Origin of the sequence: Kribbella sp. NPDC056345, from assembly GCF_042262745.1 — a bacterium.
Taxonomy (GTDB): Bacteria; Actinomycetota; Actinomycetes; order Propionibacteriales; family Kribbellaceae; genus Kribbella.
This window is the reverse complement of the sequence record NZ_JBHJQQ010000002.1, coordinates 814,121-835,998: the sequence shown is the minus strand read 5'-3', so window position 1 is coordinate 835,998 and position 21,878 is coordinate 814,121. Positions and strand designations below refer to the sequence as shown.

Sequence of the window (21,878 nt, the reverse complement as noted above, 5' to 3'; positions counted from 1 at the left end):
TCACTGCCGAAACACCTGGAGCTCATACAACGAATACCCGTACGACGTCGCCCGCTGGGCCCCGGTAACCCGGACAAATCGCGCCTGCGTGACCGGGAACCGGACCACATCCTCCCCGCCATTCCCGGTCGTCGTCGCATACACCTGCCGCCAGGCCGACCCGTCCGTGGACACCTCGACCCGGTAGCTCCTCGCGTACGCCGACTCCCAGTTCAGCACCACCCGGCCGACCTGCTGCGTACTGCCGAGGTCGACCGACAGCCACTGCGGATCCGACCAGTCGCTGGCCCACCGGGTCCCGAGATTCCCGTCCACCGCATTCGCCGGCGGCGAGTTGTACCAGCCCGTCTCATGGCTGCTCGCCGTCACCGTCTTGCCCTGGGCAACGTTGCTCACGTTGTCCCCACGACGCGCCGGGAACTCGATCACCTGCTGGTACGTCGGCCGGTTGACCCACGCGATCCGGTCCTGGGTGATCCCGCCCATCGAGTTGTGCGCGATCTGGTCGGCGCAGAACTGGTCGCCCGCCGGACAGTCCGCAGTCGCCGGGTACGTCGTCGCCGCCGGCACCTTGGTTGCGGCCAGCAACGAATCGGTGAGAACCGACCGGCAGGCGGCGAGGGCACCGCTGCCGCAGAACGTGACCGGCTGAGCTGCCTTGACCGGGTCACCGAGCACCTTGCGGAGGTCACGCTGGACGAAACCCCACCAGCCGCTCTGGAACGCCGATCCCTGGGCACTCGGCCGCTCGTCGATCTTCAGGTTCTTGACCAGAGCGCCGTACAGGTCGGGTCCCAGCTCCTTGAACTGCGCGGGGACCAGGATCGGCCACCAGGCATCAAGAATCCGGATCGCCTCGGCATGGTCGTAGGTCTTGGACGACGCGTTCGGCGACTTGCGGTGGCTGCCGGCGTTCTTCCAGGCGGTCAGCTTGGCGACCGCGTCCGCCACCGCCGGGTCGGCGATCGGTGCGCTCTTCAGCACCCGGAGCAGGTACGGCAGCACGTAGTCGGCGCGCAGGTCGACCGTAGCCGCGCCCTCCATCACCTCGACCAGCTTGCCGCGGGTGAACTTCTGCCCGCTGCCGATCACTGCCTTGATCCGATCGTCGAGCGGCTGGTCCCGGTACAGACCGTTGTAGCCCCATTGACCGTCGGAGGCCGAGAACCCCGGCGCCTGCTTGTTGTTCCAGCTGGTCAGGTAGTCCTGGTTGACGACCTGCGGATGCTCGGCCGGTGGCGTGTACGTCGCGCGGTTGGTGGACGAGTTCCAGCCCTGCCACTCGTAGGTGCTCCAGGTCGGCAGGTTCGGATCGGCGCCCGCCGCGCGGACCGGGTTGTCACCGGAGTTGTAGTACGCGATCGACGACTTGTCGGTGTAGAACCAGTTGAAGGTGTAGCCGATCTTCTCCGCGGCCTTCTTGAAGTCGGTCGCGGACTTCATCTTCTCCGGGTCGTTGAACAGCATGAAGCCGAGCGCGGATCCCGCGTCGTTGCCGTACGTCGACCGGTTCTTCGTGAACAGCACCGGCTTGCCGCCCACTGTGCCGCGGTGCGTGACGAGGCCGAACTTGGTGCGCAGGGCAACCAACGTGTACGAGCCGGCCGGTTCCGACGACCCCAGGCTCGAGTACCACGCGTTGTTCCGCTCGAGCCGCTCGATCGGAGTGCACTCGCCCCGGAAGACGTAGTACGCCGAATTCTTCGTCGGCGTACCCCCGTTCGGCTCACAGAGCGGTACCGCGAACGTGTCGGTGATGTCCTGACCGGCGGAGGTCGCGCTCCACGAGTAGTCCGGACCGCGGCCGATCAGCGTGTAGAAGTTGAGGCCGGAGAACGCGATCCCGCGGGTACTGATGCCAGGACCCTGAAGCTCTTGGCGCAGCAGGAGTTGCGGTGCGAAGTAGCCGGTCTGCGGGCCGTAGATCGCGACCGGGTTGCCGCTCTCGGTGTGTGCACCGGAGACCAGCAGCGCGTTCGACATCGCCTTCTTGCCGTAACCCTCGGGGAAGACACCGCCGTCGAAGATGCCCTTGAGGCTTTCGGAACCCTTGGGCGCGGGCTTGGCGGTGGCCGTCTTGTTGACGGTCTCGTTGATGACCTCGGGCTCCGGAGTGACCGAGCCACGATCGGGCATCGCCCGGCCGGCCGGGTTCGGACCGGTGGTTCCGTAGGGGAACGACGTACCGTTGTGGACCGTCGTACTGGCTTCCGGGTCGTTCTGCGAGCGGAACGACTCCCAGACTTTGGTGCCCTGGGCAACGCCGTACTTCGCCTGGGCTTCCAGCAGGGCAAGGGCGGAGTTCACTTCGGACCCACCGCCGGTGCCGAAGATGCCGGCCACCACGGCCGCGGTGGCGACCACGTCGGTCACCTTCCACGGCTGCGTCGGCCAGTCCAGACCGAGCGCCACGTATTCACCGGGGTACGCGATGCCGATCGTGTTGATGTAGTGGTTGACCCCGTCGACCCAGGCCTGGATGTCCTGCTGCATCTTCACGCCGTCGGCGCCGTACAGCTCGTCGGCGCTGTCGTACTGGCGCTGCAGGTCGGCTTCCGTGTACGGCGCGGTCCGCCAGAACTCCTGCTCGAATGCCCGGTTCGCTGCCGCACCACCGGCGAACGGCGTCAGCTGGCCGCGGCCGAGATGCCGGAACACATCCATCACGAACAACCGGTCCTGCGCCCCGGCGAACCCGGCACCGAACATCGTGCCCAGGCGCGTGGTGCCGGTGATGTGCGGGATCCCGCGCGACTTGTCCCGGACGATCGTGACGTCCGAGCGTGGCGAGATCGTGCTCGCGACATCGGCCGGCTTCACTCCGAACGAGGCATCGTCGAAGTACGGCGCGAGTCCGTCGTCCTGGATGCCCTGGGAGTTCCAGACCAGATCCTGATAGGGCTTCACGGTGTCGCTGAAATGCGGCGGACGGACCCCTAACGCCTTGAAGGCAAGGAGATCCGTGAAGGTGGCGTTGCCGTTCTGTCCGGGTGGCAGGATGTCGCGGCACTGCGCGGCGCAGTAGTCCACCGGCGCAGCTACCTGGGTCGTCACTTGAGGGGTGGCCTGAGTAGTAGGCACGGGCAATGTGGCCAGTACGGCGGTACTGGCGAGCACTGCGATGGCGGTACGAAGGGTGCGGGTCCTGGGCGCGGGGCGGGGCACGGAGTCCTCCCTTGGTCGAAGAAACTGAGAATGACTCACTAGTAGCTTCGAGGTCAAGAGTTCGGAACCGGCGCCGCAATTCGTCCGGGGTGACCACTGTTCAAGTACGGACAGTGACCACTACTCTGTCCACCACCATGAGCATTCATGACCGCTATCGGTTGAGTGCGGTGATCAACGCCAGGGGCACCTACACCCCGCTGGGGGTGTCACGGAGTTCCGACGGGGTGGCGGAGGCCGTCGCACAGGCTTTACCCGAGTTCTTCGTGATGGCCGAGCTCGGTGACCGGGCGAGTGAGACGATCGCCCAGGTGACCGGCGCCCAGGCGGGTGCCGTCGTGCACTGCACCGCGGCCGGGATCACGCTCGCCGTCGCGGCCACCATGGCCGGGTCCGACCCGCGCCGGATCGCATCGTTGCCGGACGCAACGGATATGCACAACCGGGTGGTGATGCCGGCCTGTCACGTGGTCGACTACGGCCACTCCAACCTGCAGGCCATCCGGTTGTCGGGTGCGCAGGTCGATCTGGCCGGGGACGAGAACCGTTGCACCCTTGAGGATCTGGAAGCTGAGCTCGACGGGCCCGACGTTTGTTGCCTTGTCCTCGTATCGTCGCGGCTGACCAGCGGTCCGCCGATCGACCTGGTGGCGGCGATCCGCGCCGCCCACCGCCGCGGCGTACCGGCGATCATCGACGGGGCTGCCCAGTTCCCGCGGGTGGCCGACCTGCTGGCGACCGGTGCCGACCTGGTGCTGATCAGCGGGCAGAAGTACCTCGCGTCACCCACTGCCGGGCTGATCGCCGGGACCTGGCCGCTCGTGCAGGCCGTCCGGGCGCAGGAGAAGGGCATCGGCCGGGGGATGAAGCCGACCAAAGAGGCCGTCATCGGGGTCATCGCCGCACTCGAGGAGTGGCAGGCGCTGGACCGGATGAAGTGGGAGGCCGACGAGCTGGCCAAGGTCACCGCCTTCGCCGAAGCCGCGGCCCGGATTCCCGGTGTCACGGCGACCGTCGTACCGGATCCGACCGGTCTGCAGGTGTCCCGCGTGGTCCTCAAAGTGCCTGACGCGCAGGACGTCGCCACTCAATTGGAGGCCGGCTCTCCGTCGATCTATGTGATGACCGACCGGGTCGCCGATGACCAGTTGGTGCTCGAGCTCGTCCCACTCACCAAGGACGAGATCGACGTCATCCTGGCCAGGCTCTGGTCGCTGCTGACATAACAAAGCCCCGACCTCCTCTGCAGGAGACCGGGGCTTCGTTCTAGTTTCAGTGCTGGTACGACTTGCGCGGGCCGCTGTTGCTGTCGCGACGCGGGCCGCTGCTGTCCCGGCGCGGGCCAGAGTTGCTCCGGCGCGGGCCGCTGCCGCCGCCGAAGCGACGACCGCCGCCACCGCTGCCGCGCTGCGGCTTCGGTGCGGGGAGCCGGACCGGGTAGCCGGACGGCGTCTTGCCGCCGGTCAGCTCGGTGACCAGCTCGTCGCCCGGACGGGCGCGGACCGGCTCGGCCTCGACACCGGCCGTCTCGGCCATCCGGATCATGCCCCGACGCTGGTGCGGCAGGAGCAGGGTGACAACCGCGCCCTTGCCGCCGGCGCGCGCCGTACGGCCTGCGCGGTGCAGGTAGTCCTTGTGCTCGGCGGGCGGGTCAGCCTGAACGACCAGGCCGACGTCGTCGACGTGGATACCGCGCGCGGCGACATCCGTTGCCACCAGCACCGGAACCGAACCGTCCTTGAACTGGTCCAGCGTCCGGTTGCGGGCGCCCTGGGTCAGGCCACCGTGCAGGGCCGCGGCCATCACGCCACGGTCGCGCAGCTGGGTGGCGACGCGATCGGCGCCCAGCTTGGTGCGAACGAAGACGATGGTGCGGCCGTCGCGGCTGGCCAGCTCGGCCGTCAGCGACTGCTTGTGACCCGGCTCGATGACGAGCAGGTGGTGCTCCATCGTGGAGACCGTGGCCTGGCCGGACTCGGTCGAGTGCGTGACCGGGTCCTTCAGGTAGGTCTTGACGATCGTGTCGACGTCGTTGTCCAGCGTCGCCGAGAAGAGCAGCCGCTGGCCGTCCTTCGGCGTCAGGTCGAGCAGCGTGGTGACGGCCGGCATGAAGCCCATGTCGCACATGTGGTCGGCCTCGTCGAGGATCGCGACCTCGACCGCGCCCAGGTCGGCAGCGCCCTGCTCACACAGGTCGATCAGCCGGCCGGGGGTGGCGATCAGCAGGTCGACGCCGCGGCGCAGCGACTCGATCTGCTTCGGGTAGGGCAGGCCACCCGCGATGAGCTTGAGCGAAACACCCATCACGTGGGCGAGCGGCTCGAGCGCGTCGTGCACCTGCATCGCGAGCTCGCGGGTCGGGACCAGGATCATCCCGCGCGGGCGGCGCGACTCGGTGTGGCCACCGGCCAACCGCATCAGCGTCGGCAGGCCGAAGCTGAGGGTCTTGCCGGAGCCGGTCTGGCCGCGGCCGAGCACGTCGCGACCGGCCAGCGCGTCCGGGATGGTCGCGGACTGGATCGGGAACGGCGCGGAGATGCCGTCGCGGGCCAGCCGCTGCACGAGCCGCGGCGCGAGGCCGAGGGCGGCAAACTGGTTGTCCTCGGCAACGGTGCCCAGGTCCTCCGGTGCGTTGTCCTGGCTCCGGTTGTCCTGGTAGCTGGGTCGTTCACGGTTCACGTAGGGCTTGTCCTCACGACGCTGGTACGAGGGGCGCTCGTCACGCTGCTGGTACGACGGCTTGTCGTCCCGACGCTGGTACGACGAACGATCGTCGCGCTGCTGGTACTGCGGGCGGTCGCCCCGCGAGCGGTCGTCCCGCTGCGCGTAGGTCGGCCGGTCGTCACGCTTCTGGTACGACGGACGCTCGTCACGCTGCTGGTAGGCAGGACGGTCGTCGCGCTGCTGGTACGCAGGCTTGTCGTCGCGGCGCTGGTACGACGGCTTGTCATCCCGACGCTGGTACGACGGCTTGTCGTCCCGACGCTGGTACGACGGACGCTCGTCACGCTGCTGGTACGACGGCTTGTCGTCGCGGCGCTGGTACGACGAACGGTCGTCGCGCTGCTGGTAGGCAGGCTTGTCATCCCGCTTCTGGTACGACGGACGCTCGTCGCGCGACTGGAAGGCCGGCTTGTCGTTGCGTGCGTACTGCGGGCGGTCGTCACGCTTCTGGTACGACGGACGCTCGTCGCGCTGCTGGTAGGCAGGCTTGTCGTCGCGCCGCGGGTAGGACGGGCGGTCGTCACGGCGGGGCTGCGTGCTCCGGTCGGAGCGGTAGCCCTTGGCCGGCGGACGCCGGTCCTCACCGCGGGGAGCACCGTCGCGCTGTCCACGGTCGGAGTACTGCGAAGGTCCGCCACGACGCTCAGGGCGGTCGTCACGAGCTACCGGCGCAGTGGAGGGGGTGTCACCCATCCGCTCGCCAAAAGACTGGTTCTGGAATTTCTTGTGCCGCGGCTTCTTCGAAGCTGCATCTTCAGGGTGGTGCTGAGTCACAATCTCTCTCTCGAAAATCGCGGACGACACCCCGAGTGGCCCGCACGCAGAGGCCGATCAGCAGTAGCTGACCGGTCTGGACATACAGGCAGGAGATAGGCATCGACCTGCGGGTGCTATCGCGTTGCACCCTCGGCGCCGGACTTTCAGCGGGTGCTGAAACCGACGGGTCGGAGCGCCTGGAAAGAACTCTGGTGACGCGACTCGCGCACCGACACCTGACAAGTGTACAGGAATCCGCCCCTACCTCTGACCATGACGCCAATCACCAGACCAGTAACCCAACTGGTTGTTCACTGTAGTTCAAGTGAGCTTGAGTTCTTGGTGTCCGGTTCTAGGGTGAAGGTATGGCGGAGGAGAACGTCCCGAGCAAGGACCACTGGCTGTCCATCGGGGAGATTGCTCATCGGTCCGGAGTGGCCGCGTCGGCACTGCGGTTCTACGAGGACCAGGGTCTGATCGGGTCCCGGCGGACAGCCGGCAACCAGCGGCAGTACCAGCGCAGCACGCTCCGGCGGATCGCGTTCGTGCAAGCGGCGCAGCGGGTCGGCCTGGCGTTGGCCGAGATCCGCGAGGCGCTCGACTCCTTGCCCGACGACCGCACTCCGACCCGTTCGGACTGGAGCCGCCTGTCCAAGACGTGGCGCAGCCGGCTCGACGAGCGCATCACCGAGCTCGAGCGGCTCCGCGACGACCTGGACGGCTGTATCGGCTGCGGCTGCCTCAGCCTCCAGCGCTGCAACCTCTACAACAAGTCCGACCGCCTGGCCGAACGCGGCCCCGGCGCTCGCATCCTGAACGTCGGCATCCCCGGCGAATAGTCAGCTCCGCCGGACAGCCACCTTTACCACCCCGGCCACCACGGCTGCTCCGGCCAGACCGATGACGCCGAGCTTCCAGCCCCACAACCACGGGTGCTGCGGTAACCGGTCCGGCGGGAGCGACGCAACGATCTGGTCGACGCGCTGCTGGACCTGTTCGCGCTCACCCGGCTGGAAGCCGTCCGCGCCCAACTCCTTGGACAGCGCGATTACTTCGGCGTTCTGCTCATCGGTGAAGCCCGGCAACCTGCCCGGCGACCCGACAACCCCGCACACCAACGGCTCCCCGGTGACTCGACTGACGGACAGCTTGTTGTTCCCGCAACCGTCACCGGGCTTCTTGAAGCCGACGACGTAGGTGTAGTGCGCGGCGTATTGCTCGACGAAGCCGTAAAGGACGAGCATGAACGAGCCGAGGGCCAGTCCGATGACGGCAATCACGGCCAGCAGAATGCCGAAGACCTTGGCAACCGAACGCATGGACCCACCTTAGGAACGGGCGGTCCGGTGGCGGTCCAGATCGGGTCCATGGTCATAGGTAGGCGGTTATGCAGGCCATAGAGCCGGGAGCGGGATTCGCGGGTTAACCCCCGAGTTCTTCCCGAAAGCGTGCAGAAAATCGGTGCGCGAGGCAGGCTCCGAGCTGTAGCGGCCAGTAGTCCGCTGGTTGCTTTCCGCCACTGATCCGGAGTGAGGCCCTCCCATGTCGCATCGCCGCATCCTGTCTTCCTGTCTCGCGGGGCTCGCCGCCGCCGCACTCGCCGTACCGGCTGTTGCCACCGCGGCTCCCGCCCCGGCAGCACCGTCCGTGTCCACCGCCGCCACGCGCGCGGCGTACACGGGGTCACCGCAGGACGAGGCCGCCACCAAGGCGTTCTACGACGCGGTCATGAAGTCCGCGCTCGCCAAGCAGGCCAAGGCCGCCAAAGCCGGGCAGAAGCTCGACGCGGTCACGGTCACCTACGCCGTGGACGCTCCGACCTTCGCGAGCCAGATCAGCCGCAGTACCCAGATCTGGAACTCCTCGGTCAGCAACGTCCAGCTCGTCGAGGGCAGCAACTACGACTTCTACTACACCGAGGGCAACGACCCCCGCGGTTCCTACGCCTCCACCGACGGCCACGGCGGCGGCTACATCTTCATCGACCACGCCCAGTCCCAGCAGTACGACTCCACCCGCATCACCGCCCACGAGACCGGCCACGTCCTCGGCCTGCCGGACCACTACTCCGGCCCCTGCTCGGAACTGATGTCCGGCGGCGGCCCCGGCCCCTCCTGCACCAACGCAACCCCGGACGCCACCGAGCGCAGCAAAGTCAACCAACTCTGGGCCAACGGCAAAACCAGCTGACCCACCCCGTTCCTCCGGCTCGACCTACCCGGCAGGGGGCAGGCCGAGCCGGAGTTCCTTTGCCCACGAGGCGCCCATACCCTGGCAACATGCGGAGGTGGGTGGGGATCTCGCTCGTGGTGACCATGGGGATGGGCACGTTGACAAGCTGTGGGGTGCCTGGCGGCGGCGTCTTCGGAATGCTCGCCGACGGTACGGCGGTCGTGCAGATGTGCGAGGGGCATATCGACGGCGCCACGCTCTATCTACCGGATCCGGACGTACCGGAGGGCCAGGCGCCGAACGACGAGACATTCGGCCGCTGGGTCGCCGATCCCGCCGTCTCGGGTTTCTCGCAGTTCAGCCTGAAGGACGGCGGGAACGGCTGGCAGCTGGACGGCCGGCTGAAACCGCGCGACCCGGCGAAGCGCTACACGATCTACGGCTGGACCAATGACAACAGCTGGTCGGCTTCGCACCTCGAGTTCAGCCAGGACGAGCTGGCGAAGCTGAAACCGGGCGAACTGGTGAGCCTCCCCACCGACGTTCCGGAGGAGGACGTCCAGGTGCCGAACCGCGTCTGGACACTCACGGAGTTCAAGGCAATGGCATGCGAAGTTTATTGACATAGGACGTACTACGACCTGCAGACTGGGTGCATGCGCGTTCGTGGGGTGTTGCTTGCGGTTCTGCTGGTGGTGGCGGGTGGGTTGACGGCGCCGGCTTACGGGGTGGGGTTGGAGGGGAAGGCGGTTCTTTCGCCGGGGACTGCGGGGTATACGTGTTTCCGGATTCCGGCGTTGGTGACTGCGGCTGATGGGGCGTTGGTGTTGTTCGCGGAGGCGCGGAAGCCGAGCTGCGGGGATACGGGGACGCATGATGTCGTGATGGTTCGGTCGACCGATCGGGGTCAGACCTGGAGTGCGCCGAAGGTTGTGCATGCGGGTGTTGATGTCACCGCGCACAATCCGGCGCCTGTTGTCGACTCGCGGACCGGGCGCATCTCGTTGCTGACGACTCGGGAGTACAACACTGTCTGGTCGCAGTACAGCGAGGACAACGGCGTGAGTTGGACTGCTCCTCGCGAGATCACCGGGCAGGTGAAGCTGCCGAGCTGGAAGGGTTATGCGACTGGGCCGTCGCACGGTATCCAGCTGCGGCGGGGTGCACATGCCGGCCGGCTTGTCGTCGGTACGCACTACACGACGACGATCGGCGACCGGAAGGGTGGTGCGCTGGTCTACAGCGATGACGGTGGCCTTAGTTGGGCCCTCGGGGCTCACGACGAGTCGGCCGATCCTGCACTGCGTGTGCAGGAGTTGTCGGTCTTTGAGCGGCCTGACGGTTCGCTGTTCGCGCTGGCCCGGGACGAGAACGGGACCGACACCTCGTCGACCGTGGCCTCGGCTGTCTCGAGCGATGCCGGACTGACCTTCTCCCAAGGGTTCCACGCCGGTGCGGCCGAGCAGAGCCTCGCCGTACCGACTGTGCAGGCGTCCACGCTCGAGCTGCGCGCCACCGATCAGGGCGACCGCTACAACCGCGTACTGCTGGCCACGGAGACTCGTGCGGGCACAACCCGCGAGAACCTGACGATCCGGTCGACGTACAAGGGCGGCACCGAGTGGGTCGATCCGGGGGCAGGCGTCGTCATCTACGGCGGCATGGCGGCGTACACGGATATGACGTTGCTGGACGACAACACCGTCGGCCTGGCCTACGAGCGCGCCGCCAACTGGTCGCACGGCTACATCTGGTTCACGACGTTCACCGAGTCCGCTCTCGGTCTGCCGGATGGCAACACCACCGGCGTACCGACGACACCCGATGCCTCAGGCAACGACCTGCACGGCTTCCTGCGCGGGGCCTCGGCAACCCCAGGGCGATTCGGTACGGCGGTCGCGCTCGACGGCACCGCCGACTACGTCCAGCTCCCGTTCGCCGAGAAGCTCGCGGTCAGCAGCGGCGACTTCACGTGGACCGGCTGGTTCAACTACGGCGCCAGTACGGCGGATCAGCCGCTGCTGTGGGCCTACAACCAGGGCGACGTCTATTCGCAGCTCTGGTTGCGCGCCGAACCGTCCAAGAACCGCCTGCGTGCTCTTGCACAGAGCGGCGAGATCGCTGTCACCCTCGCGACGACGAAGGCCTACAACGACCGTGCCTGGCACCACTTCGCCCTCCGGCGCCAAGGTTCGACCTTCACGCTGGCGGTCGACGGCAGCACGGTCGCGACCAGCACCGCCGTACTGGGTTCGCTCAGTCCGAAGCGGCCGTTCCAGATCCACCTGGGTCAGCGTCTAGACGGTGCTCAGAACCTGCGCGGTTCGCTCGACGACGTCCGCCTCTACAGCCGTGCTCTCACCGCCGCCGAGATCACGTCGCTCTACGCCACCAACGCCACGACGATCCCCGACCTCCGGCTCCGCTACCCGTTCTAGCGAGCCGGGCCGGTGGTGTTGCGGACGACGAGCTCGGGGCGGAACAGGAACTCGGTTTTCGGCGTGGCATGACCGCGGACTTCTTCGAGCAGGGACTGTACGGCGGCCAGCGCCATCGACTGGACGGGCTGGCGGATGGTCGTCATCGGCGGATCGGTGAACTCCATCATCGGGGCATCGTCGTACCCGACGACCGACAAGTCGGCCGGTACGGCGAGACCGCGTTGACGGGCCGCACGGATGACGCCGAGCGCCATCATGTCCGAGCCGCAGACGATGGCGCTCACGCCGGCATCGAGGAGCGGCTGGGCGGCGGCCTGACCACCTTCGACACCGAACATGCTCAGCGAGACGAACGGATCCAGGTCCTCGTCGGTGACGCCGAGCTGGGCCTTCATCGAGGTGCGGTAGCCGGCCAGTTTGCGCTGGACGACGATGAACCGCTCCGGCCCGGAGGCGAAGCCGATCCGACGGTGGCCGAGGGCAACCAAATGCGCGACCGCGAGCTCCATCGCCGCGTTGTCGTCGGAGGAGACGAAGGGCGCCTGGACCTCGGGCAGCCAGCCGTTCACGAAGACCACCGGCAGCCGGCGCTCGACCAGCGACTGGTAGCGCTCGTGGTCGGCGCCGGTATCCGCGTGCAGCCCGGAGACGAAGATGATCCCCGAGACACCGCGCTCGAGCAGCATCTCGACGTACTCCTCCTCCGTCGCGCCGGACGGGGACTGCGTGCAGAGCACCGGGGTGAAGCCGCGCTGCGACAGCGCCGACTCGATGACCTGGGCGAACGCCGGGAAGATCGGGTTGATCAGCTCCGGCATCACCAGCCCGATCAGCCCGGCCGAACGGCGCCGCAACCGGGTCGGCCGCTCGAAGCCCAGTACGTCGAGGGCGGTCAGGACCGACTGTTTGGTGTCCTCCGCGACCCCCGGTTTGCCGTTCAGCACCCGCGAGACCGTCGCCTCACTGACCCCCGCCTTGGCCGCGATATCCGCCAGCCGTGCCCTTGTAGTCACGGCGGAACCATACCCACCTGTCCCTGACATTGCAGCAAGAAGTTGCAAGAACTTGCAGACTGAGACTGCGCACATGTGTCCAGTACGTGAACAGAATGGACAGGTCACACCCTGGCACCCTTGTCAGGAGCAGCGCGGGCGGCGAAGATGAGCGCACCCCCGCCCGGGGGCCTTTACTCGGATCGTCCGGCACGTTCCTGCCGGTGAAGGGATGTACCCAGACATGGCTACTGTGTCTTTCAAGGCCGCCACCCGGATCTACCCCGGTGGTGACACCCCCGCCGTCGACAAGCTCAACCTCGAGATCGAGGACGGCGAGTTCATGGTTCTCGTCGGCCCGTCCGGATGTGGCAAGTCCACCTCCCTGCGGATGCTGGCCGGCCTCGAAGAGGTCAACGAAGGCTCGATCTACATCGGCGACCGCGACGTCACGCACCGTCCGCCGAAAGAGCGCGACATCGCGATGGTGTTCCAGAACTACGCCCTCTACCCGCACATGTCGGTCGCGGACAACATGGGCTTCGCGCTGAAGATGCAGGGTGTCTCCAAGGAGGACCGCGCCAAGCGCGTCCTGGAGGCCGCCAAGCTGCTCGGCCTGGAGGAGTACCTGGACCGCAAGCCGAAGGCGCTCTCCGGTGGTCAGCGTCAGCGGGTTGCGATGGGCCGCGCGATCGTGCGTAACCCGCAGGTCTTCCTGATGGACGAGCCGCTGTCGAACCTCGACGCCAAGCTCCGGGTCCAGACCCGCACCCAGATCGCCGAGCTGCAGCAGCGGCTGGGCGTCACGACCGTGTACGTCACGCACGACCAGGTCGAGGCCATGACCATGGGCGACCGCGTCGCCGTACTGAAGGACGGCCTGCTCCAGCAGGTCGACACCCCGCTGAACCTGTACGACAACCCGAAGAACCTGTTCGTGGCCGGCTTCATCGGTTCCCCGGCGATGAACCTGCTCAAGGGCGAGCTGGTCGACGGCGGTGTCAAGCTGGGCGACTACACGATCCCGGTGGAGCGCTCCATCCTGGCCAAGGCCGGTAGCGACAAGACCGTGTCGATCGGCGTCCGCCCCGAGGCCTTCAAGGTCTCCGACAAGGGCCTGCCGGTCCACGTCGCCGTGATCGAGGAGCTCGGCGCCGACGCCTTCCTCTACGGCACCGCCGAGCACGACGGCAACCACCAGCAGATCGTCGCCAAGATCGGCGCCCGGATGAACGTCGAGAAGGGCTCGCTGATCCACCTCGAGGCCCAGACCGACAAGCTGCACCTGTTCTCCTCCTCCACCGAGGAGCGCCTCACGGCCTGATCCACCAGCTGTCCCGAAAGGCCCCGGAGCTCAGGCTCCGGGGCCTTTCGTCGGTCAGCGCACTAGCCGAGGTCGCTGATCAGGTCGGCGAGGGCGGCCGGGCGGGACAGGAACGGCGAGTGCGAACCGGGCAGATACCGTACGACGTCCGCCTTCGCGGCTCGTTCTGCGAACAGCGGCGGGAAGGCCCGGTCGTCCTCGCACAAGATCGTTGCGGTCGGCACCGTCTTCCAGGCTGCCGTCGTCTGCACGTCCTCGAACGCTCGCGCGCTCTGCGGCTGCAGCTGCTGAACCGCCCACGCGGCAAGTTCGTCCGGAACGTCTGCGAAGAGCAGGTCGCGGGCTGGCTCCGGGACGTCCAGCACCTTCGTCCCCTGCTCGTACCAGGGGCCACCCAGTGGACTCACGACCGATTCGCCCGGTTCCAGCAGGTGCGCGGCCAGGTAGATGAGTTGGTCCGCCGACTCTGCCGCTTCCGCGACCGGGACTCCGCCGTACGAGTGCGCCAGGACTGTCACGCGTCCGTCGAGGGCCTGCAGTGCGTTCCGCACCACCGCGGCATCGTCGTCGAGGCCGCTCGCCGGGGAGGCCGACGTACTCGGCAGGTCGATCACGAGTGGGGTCCAGCCTCGGGTCCGCAGCTCGGGGATCAACTGGTCCCAGCACCATGATCCGTGCCAAGCACCGTGTACGAGCAACAGGTTCCCGCGGTCCATCAAGGCTCTCCTCTAGTCTGATTGGGTCCACGCTATGCAGGCAGCATCGTCCGAACCATGATCGAGAGTCCGCCGTACTGTCGGGAGCGTCCGAATCTGTGAATCCGCTGGAGCACCTGTTGTCGATGCTCAGCGTGCAGTGGGCGGTCGCGACGCCGTTGCACGCGGGTGGGCGGTGGGCACTGCATTTCATCGGCCGGCTGGACCTTCGGGTCGAGGTCGTCGTCGAGGGGCGCGTACACGTGACGGTCGGCGAGCAGAGCTTCTGGGCCGAGGCGGGAGACTGTTACGTCATCGTCGGTCGACGGCCGTACCGCATCGCCGCTGATCCGGACACGCCGTCGGTGTTCGGTGCAACTGTCTACGACGACGAGAACGGCGTACCCCGCGAAGTGGCCCGGATCGGTCGAGGTCACGACACGACGTTGCTCGGCGCGGGCTTCACCTGCCATTCCGAGGCCCGGTTTCTCGACGTACTGCCGCCGTTCATCCATGTGCGCGACGCCGAGGCCGGGCTGGCCCACGCGACGATCGAGCTGATTGCCCGGGAGCTCGACAGCGGTGGGTTGATCCTCGACCGGCTCGCCCAAGTACTACTGCTGCAGGTACTGCGCGACCACGCGAAGTCGGGCTGGATGAGCGCCTCGGTCCACCCGCAACTCGGACCGGCCCTGCGGGCGTTGCACGACGACCTGACCCACCCCTGGACAGTGAGCGAACTCGCCGCGGTGGCAGCGATGTCGCGATCCACCTTCTTCGAGCGGTTCAAGCAAACCGTCGGGCTGACACCCCTCGACTACCTGTACCGCCTCCGCATGCACGCCGCCGCCCGCGCCTTACGAGACACCACGGACACCATCGCCGTCATCGCCTCAGCCTCCGGCTACCGCACCGAAAGCGCCTTCAGCGCCGCCTTCAAACGCTTCAACGGCCTGTCCCCCGGTGAATACCGCTCCCGTACGGGATTGGTGCACGGGCGGGGTGGACCACCCGTGCACCGACCGGGTTAGTTGACGTCTCGGCGTTGGAAGATGGCGGCGGCTGCTACTACTGCTACCAGGGTCAGGATGCCGAGGTACCAGGCGCCGTGTTCGAAGGTCAGGACCTTTTCGATGGATTCGCAGTTGTAGTTTCCGTTGGCGTCGGTGGCGCATTTGTTGAGGTAGTAGGTGGTGTCGTGGAGGACGAAGGCGTCGAAGTTGCGGCCCAGGAGCCAGGGCTGGGCCTTCTGGAGGAAGCTGCCGAAGACGCCTTCGATCAGCACGATGTAGCCCATCACGAGGCCGATCGCGGCTGCGGTGTGGCGCAGTACGAGGCCGACGACTGCGCCGAGGACTGCGCCCATCGCCGTTGTGGTGACGACTCGGGACAGGGAGCCGACGACGTCGCTCCAGTCGGTGCCTGCGGTTGATCCGAGTTGTGCGGTGATGAGGTAGGCGCCCAGTGTCAGGACGCCGGTGATCAGCAACCCGAGCGGGACGAACCAGAGGCCGGCCGCCACGATCTTGCTGGCGTAGACCCGCAGCCGGCGCGGTTCGAAGGTCAGCCAGTTGCCGATCGCCCCCGAGCTGAACTCGGCCGCGACGAAGCTGGCGCCGATCAGGAAGGCAGCGAAGAGCAGGAAGTACGACGCGCCCTGCAGCAGGTTCGGGATCATCTCCGCGAAGACTGCCTGCGGCTTGCCCCACTCCGACGCCTTCGGCTCCGGGTACGAACACATCTCGTCGATGGAGGGCTTCGGGTCCGGTGTCTGGTCGTAGGTCTTGCGGCACTCGGCCTCGTTCGCCTCGTGGTTCTGGACCCAGTCCCGGTGGGCCATCTCGAACTGCGTCTGGGACTGCCGCTGCTCGGCCTCCGACAGCGGCCGGGCCTCCCGCCACGTCACGAACAGCAGGAACGCCGTGATCAGTACGACGCCTGCCACCCCGATCATGGTGATCCGGCGTGCTGTCAGCCGGCGCAGTTCCACTCCGGTCAGGCGGATCACGCGAGCCCCTCCCCTGCGGTCAGCTCCAGGAACACCGACTCCAGGTCGGCCCGGATCGGGACCAGTTCGTTCACGTACAACTGCTGGTCGGCGAGCCGCTTGGTCAGCTCGGCGGGGTGCTCGACCCCGTCCACCAGCAGATAGTTGCCATCGGCCCGGACCACGAGCCCGGCCGCGGTGAGTACCCGGGTGGCCGCCTCACGGTTGTCCACACCGACCTTCACGGTGGTCGTCGTACCGCCGCCGATCACCTCAGCGACCGTGCCGGAGGCGAGCAACCGCCCGTGGCCGATGATCGAGACCGTGTCCGCGACCTGCTCGACCTCGGCCAGGATGTGGCTGCTGACCAGAACGGTCTTGCCCTGGTCGCCGAGCCCACGCATGGTCTCGCGGATCTCCCGGATACCGGCCGGGTCGAGGCCGTTGGTCGGCTCGTCGAAGATCAGCAGGTCCGGGTCCTTGAGCAGGGTGGCCGCGATCGCGAGCCGCTGCTTCATACCGAGCGAGTAGCCCTTGAAGCGGTCCTTGCCGCGCTCGGCCAGGGAGGTCTGCTCGAGCACCTCGGTCACTCGCTGCTTCGGGGCGCCGATGGCCGCGGCGAGCAGCTCCAGGTTCTTGCGGCCGCTGAAGGCCGGGAAGAACTTCGGCGACTCGACGATCGCACCGACCCGCCCGACCACCTCCGGGAGCCGGGCCGGAACCGGCCGGTCGAAGACCGTCATCGTGCCGGCGTCGGCCCGGATCAGCCCGAGCAGCATCCGGATCGACGTCGTCTTCCCGGAGCCGTTGGGACCGAGGAAACCGTGCACACCCCCGACCGGAACATCCAGATCGAGCCCCTGCACCGCCACTACTGTCCGGCCGCGCCGGGTCCGGTACGTCTTGCGCAGACCGCGCGTACTGATCGCCAGGTCAGGCATGCCACCCCTCTCACGTCGTTCCCCCGCAGTGAGGGGACGAACATCCTTGCAGAGGAAGACTCCACCGAAGGCTGTTTGGTTGAACTCTCGCCCGAACAGGCCACGGCTCGGCACTCGTAGGCTGGGTCGCATGGTGTTTCCGACGACTCGTTTCGACCTCACGCCGTACGTCGGGTTCGACATGGATCGGTACGTACGGCGGACCTGCATCTGGTGCTGCCGGTCGCGGGACCGGCTGGTTCCTTCAGTGGTACCTGCGGCGTTTCATGCAGCGGATGGCGACCGGACTCGCCCAGCACGCAGCTCGCGTCAGCTGACCAGGCCGTGGCGGTAGGCGTGGACCACGGCCTGGACGCGGTCGCGGAGGTTGAGTTTGGTGAGGATGCGGGAGACGTAGGTCTTGACGGTCTCCGGGCTGATCACGAGTGTTTCGGCGATCTCACTGTTGGACATGCCGTCCGCGATGAGCCGTAGGACTTCCAGCTCTCGTGCGGTCAGCGGGGAGTCCTCCGGGGTCACCTGGGCGGGGCGGATCCGGGCGGCGTACCGGCCGACGAGCTGGCGGGTGACCTCGGGCGCGAGCAGGGCGGCGCCGGTGGCAACTGTGCGGATGCCGTTGAGGAGCTGGGCGGGCGGAGCGTCCTTCAGGAGGAAGCCGCTCGCTCCGGCGCGGAGCGCCTCGTAGACGTACTCGTCGAGGTTGAACGTCGTGACCACCAGGACCTTCACGGGATGCTCGACACCGTCGCCGGCCAGCAGCCGGGTAGCTTCAATACCGTCCAGGACCGGCATCCGCACGTCCATGACGACGACATCGGGCCGCAGCAGGGTGGCGAGCTCGACCGCGGCGCGACCGTCGCCGCACTCGCCGACGATCTCGAGGTCGGGCTGCGCGTCGATGATGGTGGCGAACCCGGTCCGGATCAGCGCCTGGTCGTCGCAGACCAGGACGCGCACCGGCGCGGTCACGCCGCTCCCCCGACCGGAATCCGAGCCTGTACGACGAACCCGCCGTCCCGCTCGCCCGCCGTGAAGTCGCCGCCGAGCACCTCGACCCGCTCACGCAGACCGCTCAGACCGCGCCCGCTCCCACCCGGGGAGACGGTGTGCGCGCGGGTGTTCTCGGTGCGGATCTCCACGTCGATCTCCCGTTCACCGTGCCGCACGCGGACCGCCGTACGGCCGCCGTGCGAGTGTTTGAGCGCGTTGGTCAGAGCCTCCTGCACCACCCGGTACGTCGTCACCTCGGCGCTGCCGGTGGTCGCCAACTGCTCGCCTTCTTCGCGGAACTCGACCGGCTGACCGGCTTGCCTGGCCTGCTCGATCAGTGCGCCCAGCTCGCCGATCGACGGCGACCGCGGTTCGCTCCCGTGATCCGGGTTGAGGACGTCGAGCAGATGCCGCAGGTCGGAGATGGCTCGCCGGCCGGTGTCGGTGATCGCGGTCAGGGTGTCGTCGAGGCGCTCCGGTGCGGCGGTCAGATAGCGGGCTGCCTCCGCCTGAACCACCATCGCGGTGACGTGATGGGTGACGATGTCGTGCAGGTCCCGGGCGATCAGGCTGCGCTCGGTAGTGCGGGCGAGTTCCGCGACGTGCCGGCGTCGTTCGGCCTCGGCGGCGCGGTTCAGCCGGAGCCAGGAACCGATGCCCCAGGCAACCACCAGCGCCAGGTAGAAGAGGATGTACCCGGCGGTTCCCTCGGTCGACCCGCGCAAATCCAGCGCGACCGCGAACACGACGTACGCGGCTGACAAGGCGATCATCGCCGTCCGCCGGTACTGCTCCAGGTGGAGCGCCGTACTCACGAGCGCGATCGGCAACGCCGTACTGGAGGCCGTGTGATAGGCCAGCAACTGATCCATCGCGAAACCGATCGCCACCAGCGCCAAGGAGGCAGCCGGCCAGCGGCGGCGGCCGAGCAGCGGGAGGCTCTCGAGCGCGATCACGGCGAGCGCCAACGCATCCTGTGGTCGCGTGGGCAGGTTGCCGACCTGGGTGCCCTGACCGTCCATGGCCGGGACGAGCGAGACGATCACGAGCGCGAGGGCCAGCGGCAGATCCCGGACCAGCACGCTGGAACGACGCCACAGCTCGCGGATCCGCATCACGGGACGAGGGTAGCGGCCGGTGCACTCCGGCGGCGGGGAGCGACGAGGTTGCCGCGCCGCCGAGCCAGCCACAGGAAGGCGATGGTGACGAGCAGTCCGGCGCCCACCGAGTACACGCTGCCTTCGGGGCCGAACGCCCCGCCGGTCAGCATGGAGGGTCCGGACAGCACGCCGTCCAGCAGGCCCTGTGGGGTGTTGTTGCCAGAGATTTCGGTGCCGAAGATGCCGCCCTCGGCGAAGTTCCAGGCGAAGTGGATGCCGATCGGTACCCAGAGGTTGCGGGTGGCAACGTAGGCCGCACCCAGCATTCCGCCGGCCTCGACCGCGATGGCGAGGGCACCCCACAGCGTGGCGTTCGCGTTGAGCAGATGGGACAGCCCGAACAGCGCTGCGGTGAGGCCCAGCGCGGCCCAGGTGCCGAGACGACCCTCGATGATCCGGAACAGCACACCGCGGTACATCAGCTCTTCGGTCACCGCCGTTGCCGCGGTGAACCCGAAGAGCGCGAGGGCGCCGCTCACCGAACCCCAGCCGGCCACGTGGTAGCCGCCGAGGAGAGCGATGTTCGCGATCACGGCCACGAACATGCCGAGGCCGATGAGCAACCCACGTCCAACCGCGGCGGCGGCTCCGGACCAGGCGGCTTCGGTCACGTCGCGACGTTCGGTACGTCGCACCACCCAGCGATATCCGAACAGCGCGGCGATGGCTGTACCGAACCCGATGAGCAGTGCGAGCGGGGTGTTCCAGTTCGCGGCGGCCATGAGCTGGCCGCCGATCAGCGAAATCAGCAGGACGACGGCGAGTTGCTTGATCAGTCGCATGACGGCTCCTTCGTCGAGGTTGGCGTGATGCCTCAAACGCTAGGGATCTGCCGACTGCGAAGCGTCACCACTGAGCGGGCACTTCGCGGTAGCTCGCACGGGGGACACGACATACCCCCGACCGGTATTCGCCGCGGACTTGCTTCTGATACCCGGAGGGGGTACTTTCTGGGTGTCGACATACCCCGGAGGGGTAGCAAGCGCGAGCAAAGGATCCGCCGATGACCGAAGAACACGTCCACGGATATACGTCCGAGAAGTCCAGCCACCTGAAGCGGCTGCGGCGGATCGAGGGACAGATTCGCGGTCTGCAGCGGATGGTCGAGGAGGACAAGTACTGCATCGACATCCTGACCCAGGTGTCGGCGGCCACCAAGGCACTGCAGTCGTTCTCGCTCGAGCTGCTCGACGAGCACCTGTCGCACTGCGTGGTCGAGGCCGCGCAGAAGGGTGGCGCGGAGGCGGAGGAGAAGGTCCGCGAGGCCTCCGACGCGATCGCCCGCCTGGTCCGTAGCTAACTTCAAAGGAGACCGATATGACCACCACGACCTACTCCGTCAGCGGCATGACCTGCGGGCACTGCACGTCGGCCGTCACCGAGGAACTCACCAAGCTGGACGGCGTCACCGAGGTGAAGATCGACCTGAACGCCGGTGGCACGTCCGCCGTGCACGTGACCAGCGCCGCCGTACTCGACGAGACCGCCGTACGCGAGGCCGTCGACGAGGCGGGCTACGAACTGGCCGCGTCATGAGCCGGGCCGTCGCGCTCCGGCTCGGCGCGTTCGCCGGTGCGCTCGCGCTCGCCTTCGCGGCGGCGTTCGCGATCGGCTCCGCCGTCGACCCGGTCGCGGCGGCCGACCCCGCTCCCCCCACCGACATGGCGGGTATGGGCGGTGAGACCCACGGGGCCGGGCACAGCGAGTCGAGTGGGCAGCTGCCCGGGCTCGCGGTGTCCGACGCCGGCTACACCTTCGAGCCGGAGTCGACGTTCTTCACCGCGAACAGCAAGACGGTGCTGCGGTTCACGATCAAGGGTCCGGACGGGAAGCCGGTCACCGGCTACACCCCGACCCACGAGAAGGATCTGCACCTGATCGTCGTACGGCGGGATCTGTCCGGGTTCCATCATGTTCATCCCACGCGGGATGCCGGTGGCACGTGGTCGATTCCGTTCACGTTCACAGCCGGTGGCACCTGGCGCCTGTACGCCGACTTCCAGCCGGCCGGGTTCGATCGCACGCTGACACTCGGGACCGATGTGAACGTGTCCGGGCTGTACATCCCGGTCCCGCTGAACGATCCGGCCAGTAGCTACAGCGTGCACGAGTACGACGTGACGCTGGCCGGGACTCCGGTTGCGGGGAAGGAATCCGAGCTGACGTTCCGGGTCAGTAGCGGCGGCAAGCCGGTCACCGATCTGCAGCCGTATCTCGGAGCGTTCGGGCATCTGGTCTCGCTGCGCAGCGGCGACCTCGCCTACCTGCATAACCATCCGTCGCAAGACGCCAAGGCAGGGATGAAGGGCGGGCCGGAGATCAAGTTCGGCACCACCTTCCCGACGGCCGGGACATACCGGCTGTTCCTGGACTTCCAGCATGCGGGCGCTGTGCACACGGCCGAGTTCACGGTGCAGGTCGGTGGCGAGGGCAAGGCGATCGTTCCGCCCACCGTGCTGCCGTCGCAGCCGTCGAAGCCGTCCACGCCATCGCATGAAGACACCCCGCACGGTCACTGAGAGGAGAGCAGC

20 protein-coding genes are annotated in these 21,878 nt (G+C 67.5%); 10 read left to right on the top strand and 10 right to left on the bottom strand.

Features of this window, described 5'->3' with window-relative positions; all coding sequences use genetic code 11:
• The gene (locus ACFCV3_RS09670; RefSeq protein ID WP_376028086.1) at window positions 1-3,165 is read right to left on the bottom strand and encodes a penicillin acylase family protein; all 3,165 of its coding nucleotides are present in this window, start codon (window positions 3,163-3,165) and stop codon (window positions 1-3) included.
• Between the two features lie 137 nt (window positions 3,166-3,302).
• On the opposite strand from ACFCV3_RS09670, the gene ACFCV3_RS09665 reads away from it, so the two are divergent.
• A complete protein-coding gene (locus tag ACFCV3_RS09665; RefSeq protein ID WP_376028083.1) occupies window positions 3,303-4,391 on the top strand; it encodes an aminotransferase class V-fold PLP-dependent enzyme in 1,089 nt (362 codons plus the stop codon).
• 46 nt (window positions 4,392-4,437) lie between these two features.
• Here the strand turns inward: ACFCV3_RS09665 and ACFCV3_RS09660 are convergent, their stop codons facing one another.
• Window positions 4,438-6,582 (bottom strand): DEAD/DEAH box helicase, encoded by a 2,145-nt coding sequence (locus ACFCV3_RS09660; RefSeq protein WP_376028080.1) that lies wholly within the window; start codon window positions 6,580-6,582, stop codon window positions 4,438-4,440.
• Window positions 6,583-7,010: 428 nt separating this feature from the next.
• Here ACFCV3_RS09660 and soxR point away from each other — a divergent pair, with 428 nt between their 5' ends.
• Window positions 7,011-7,484, top strand: a complete 474-nt coding sequence (soxR, locus tag ACFCV3_RS09655) for a redox-sensitive transcriptional activator SoxR (protein ID WP_132410572.1) — start codon at window positions 7,011-7,013, stop codon at window positions 7,482-7,484.
• Here the strand turns inward: soxR and ACFCV3_RS09650 are convergent, their stop codons facing one another.
• On the bottom strand, window positions 7,485-7,964 hold the full coding sequence (locus ACFCV3_RS09650) for a hypothetical protein (protein ID WP_376028077.1): 480 nt from the start codon (window positions 7,962-7,964) through the stop codon (window positions 7,485-7,487).
• 223 nt (window positions 7,965-8,187) lie between these two features.
• On the opposite strand from ACFCV3_RS09650, the gene snpA reads away from it, so the two are divergent.
• The 3 genes from snpA (at window position 8,188) to ACFCV3_RS09635 (ending at window position 11,255) form a co-directional block, all read left to right on the top strand.
• On the top strand, window positions 8,188-8,835 hold the full coding sequence (snpA, locus tag ACFCV3_RS09645; RefSeq protein WP_376028074.1) for a snapalysin: 648 nt from the start codon (window positions 8,188-8,190) through the stop codon (window positions 8,833-8,835).
• An 89-nt stretch (window positions 8,836-8,924) separates the two neighbouring features.
• Complete coding sequence (locus ACFCV3_RS09640) at window positions 8,925-9,440, top strand: hypothetical protein (RefSeq protein WP_376028071.1); 516 nt, start codon at window positions 8,925-8,927, stop codon at window positions 9,438-9,440.
• 33 nt (window positions 9,441-9,473) lie between these two features.
• Entirely contained in the window at window positions 9,474-11,255 is a 1,782-nt protein-coding gene (locus ACFCV3_RS09635) for an exo-alpha-sialidase (protein WP_376028069.1), read from the top strand.
• Here ACFCV3_RS09635 and ACFCV3_RS09630 read toward each other — a convergent pair.
• Window positions 11,252-12,301, bottom strand: coding sequence for a LacI family DNA-binding transcriptional regulator (locus ACFCV3_RS09630; protein WP_376028066.1), 1,050 nt, complete (start codon window positions 12,299-12,301; stop codon window positions 11,252-11,254). The genes ACFCV3_RS09635 and ACFCV3_RS09630 overlap by 4 nt on opposite strands.
• A 193-nt stretch (window positions 12,302-12,494) precedes the next feature.
• On the opposite strand from ACFCV3_RS09630, the gene ACFCV3_RS09625 reads away from it, so the two are divergent.
• Complete coding sequence (locus ACFCV3_RS09625) at window positions 12,495-13,574, top strand: ABC transporter ATP-binding protein (RefSeq protein ID WP_376028064.1); 1,080 nt, start codon at window positions 12,495-12,497, stop codon at window positions 13,572-13,574.
• A gap of 62 nt (window positions 13,575-13,636) precedes the next feature.
• Here ACFCV3_RS09625 and ACFCV3_RS09620 read toward each other — a convergent pair whose 3' ends face one another.
• The gene (locus ACFCV3_RS09620; RefSeq protein ID WP_376028061.1) at window positions 13,637-14,290 is read right to left on the bottom strand and encodes an alpha/beta fold hydrolase; all 654 of its coding nucleotides are present in this window, start codon (window positions 14,288-14,290) and stop codon (window positions 13,637-13,639) included.
• 98 nt (window positions 14,291-14,388) lie between these two features.
• On the opposite strand from ACFCV3_RS09620, the gene ACFCV3_RS09615 reads away from it, so the two are divergent.
• The gene (locus tag ACFCV3_RS09615; RefSeq protein WP_376028059.1) at window positions 14,389-15,300 is read left to right on the top strand and encodes an AraC family transcriptional regulator; all 912 of its coding nucleotides are present in this window, start codon (window positions 14,389-14,391) and stop codon (window positions 15,298-15,300) included.
• Here the strand turns inward: ACFCV3_RS09615 and ACFCV3_RS09610 are convergent.
• The 5 genes from ACFCV3_RS09610 to ACFCV3_RS09590 all read right to left on the bottom strand — a co-directional run bounded on the left by ACFCV3_RS09610 (window position 15,297) and on the right by ACFCV3_RS09590 (window position 20,129).
• Window positions 15,297-16,277, bottom strand: coding sequence for an ABC transporter permease subunit (locus tag ACFCV3_RS09610; RefSeq protein ID WP_376028057.1), 981 nt, complete (start codon window positions 16,275-16,277; stop codon window positions 15,297-15,299). The two genes, ACFCV3_RS09615 and ACFCV3_RS09610, sit on opposite strands and share 4 nt — an antisense overlap.
• Entirely contained in the window at window positions 16,274-17,197 is a 924-nt protein-coding gene (locus tag ACFCV3_RS09605) for an ATP-binding cassette domain-containing protein (protein ID WP_376028054.1), read from the bottom strand. The genes ACFCV3_RS09610 and ACFCV3_RS09605 overlap by 4 nt, the downstream gene beginning before the upstream one ends.
• Window positions 17,198-17,506: 309 nt before the next feature.
• The gene (locus ACFCV3_RS09600; protein WP_376028052.1) at window positions 17,507-18,166 is read right to left on the bottom strand and encodes a response regulator; all 660 of its coding nucleotides are present in this window, start codon (window positions 18,164-18,166) and stop codon (window positions 17,507-17,509) included.
• The gene (locus ACFCV3_RS09595; protein ID WP_376028731.1) at window positions 18,163-19,302 is read right to left on the bottom strand and encodes a sensor histidine kinase; all 1,140 of its coding nucleotides are present in this window, start codon (window positions 19,300-19,302) and stop codon (window positions 18,163-18,165) included. Before ACFCV3_RS09595 ends, ACFCV3_RS09600 begins: the two co-directional genes overlap by 4 nt.
• Window positions 19,302-20,129, bottom strand: coding sequence for a lysostaphin resistance A-like protein (locus ACFCV3_RS09590; RefSeq protein WP_376028050.1), 828 nt, complete (start codon window positions 20,127-20,129; stop codon window positions 19,302-19,304). The genes ACFCV3_RS09595 and ACFCV3_RS09590 overlap by 1 nt, the downstream gene beginning before the upstream one ends.
• 221 nt (window positions 20,130-20,350) lie before the next feature.
• Here ACFCV3_RS09590 and ACFCV3_RS09585 point away from each other — a divergent pair, with 221 nt between their 5' ends.
• Genes ACFCV3_RS09585 through ACFCV3_RS09575 form a run of 3 tightly spaced genes read left to right on the top strand, consistent with a single transcriptional unit; the run spans window position 20,351 to window position 21,866 of the window.
• Window positions 20,351-20,647: a metal-sensitive transcriptional regulator gene (locus ACFCV3_RS09585; protein ID WP_376028048.1), complete on the top strand. Its 297-nt coding sequence runs from the start codon at window positions 20,351-20,353 to the stop codon at window positions 20,645-20,647.
• A 17-nt stretch (window positions 20,648-20,664) separates the two neighbouring features.
• Window positions 20,665-20,883, top strand: coding sequence for a heavy-metal-associated domain-containing protein (locus tag ACFCV3_RS09580; protein WP_376028047.1), 219 nt, complete (start codon window positions 20,665-20,667; stop codon window positions 20,881-20,883).
• The gene (locus ACFCV3_RS09575; RefSeq protein ID WP_376028045.1) at window positions 20,880-21,866 is read left to right on the top strand and encodes a hypothetical protein; all 987 of its coding nucleotides are present in this window, start codon (window positions 20,880-20,882) and stop codon (window positions 21,864-21,866) included. Before ACFCV3_RS09580 ends, ACFCV3_RS09575 begins: the two co-directional genes overlap by 4 nt.
• Window positions 21,867-21,878: the final 12 nt, after the last annotated feature.

What these genes read in the sequence shown, in the direction of transcription:
- ACFCV3_RS09585 (WP_376028048.1), top strand. Translation starts at nt 20,351, where the DNA reads ATGACCGAAGAACACGTCCACGGATATACGTCCGAGAAGTCCAGCCAC.
- ACFCV3_RS09625 (WP_376028064.1), top strand. Translation starts at nt 12,495, where the DNA reads ATGGCTACTGTGTCTTTCAAGGCCGCCACCCGGATCTACCCCGGTGGT.
- ACFCV3_RS09575 (WP_376028045.1), top strand. Translation starts at nt 20,880, where the DNA reads ATGAGCCGGGCCGTCGCGCTCCGGCTCGGCGCGTTCGCCGGTGCGCTC.
- ACFCV3_RS09650 (WP_376028077.1), bottom strand. Translation starts at nt 7,964, where the DNA reads ATGCGTTCGGTTGCCAAGGTCTTCGGCATTCTGCTGGCCGTGATTGCC.
- ACFCV3_RS09630 (WP_376028066.1), bottom strand. Translation starts at nt 12,301, where the DNA reads ATGTCAGGGACAGGTGGGTATGGTTCCGCCGTGACTACAAGGGCACGG.
- ACFCV3_RS09660 (WP_376028080.1), bottom strand. Translation starts at nt 6,582, where the DNA reads ATGGGTGACACCCCCTCCACTGCGCCGGTAGCTCGTGACGACCGCCCT.
- ACFCV3_RS09635 (WP_376028069.1), top strand. Translation starts at nt 9,474, where the DNA reads ATGCGCGTTCGTGGGGTGTTGCTTGCGGTTCTGCTGGTGGTGGCGGGT.
- snpA (WP_376028074.1), top strand. Translation starts at nt 8,188, where the DNA reads ATGTCGCATCGCCGCATCCTGTCTTCCTGTCTCGCGGGGCTCGCCGCC.
- ACFCV3_RS09590 (WP_376028050.1), bottom strand. Translation starts at nt 20,129, where the DNA reads ATGCGACTGATCAAGCAACTCGCCGTCGTCCTGCTGATTTCGCTGATC.
- ACFCV3_RS09620 (WP_376028061.1), bottom strand. Translation starts at nt 14,290, where the DNA reads ATGGACCGCGGGAACCTGTTGCTCGTACACGGTGCTTGGCACGGATCA.
- ACFCV3_RS09665 (WP_376028083.1), top strand. Translation starts at nt 3,303, where the DNA reads ATGAGCATTCATGACCGCTATCGGTTGAGTGCGGTGATCAACGCCAGG.
- ACFCV3_RS09595 (WP_376028731.1), bottom strand. Translation starts at nt 19,302, where the DNA reads ATGCGGATCCGCGAGCTGTGGCGTCGTTCCAGCGTGCTGGTCCGGGAT.
- ACFCV3_RS09580 (WP_376028047.1), top strand. Translation starts at nt 20,665, where the DNA reads ATGACCACCACGACCTACTCCGTCAGCGGCATGACCTGCGGGCACTGC.
- soxR (WP_132410572.1), top strand. Translation starts at nt 7,011, where the DNA reads ATGGCGGAGGAGAACGTCCCGAGCAAGGACCACTGGCTGTCCATCGGG.
- ACFCV3_RS09605 (WP_376028054.1), bottom strand. Translation starts at nt 17,197, where the DNA reads ATGCCTGACCTGGCGATCAGTACGCGCGGTCTGCGCAAGACGTACCGG.
- ACFCV3_RS09640 (WP_376028071.1), top strand. Translation starts at nt 8,925, where the DNA reads ATGCGGAGGTGGGTGGGGATCTCGCTCGTGGTGACCATGGGGATGGGC.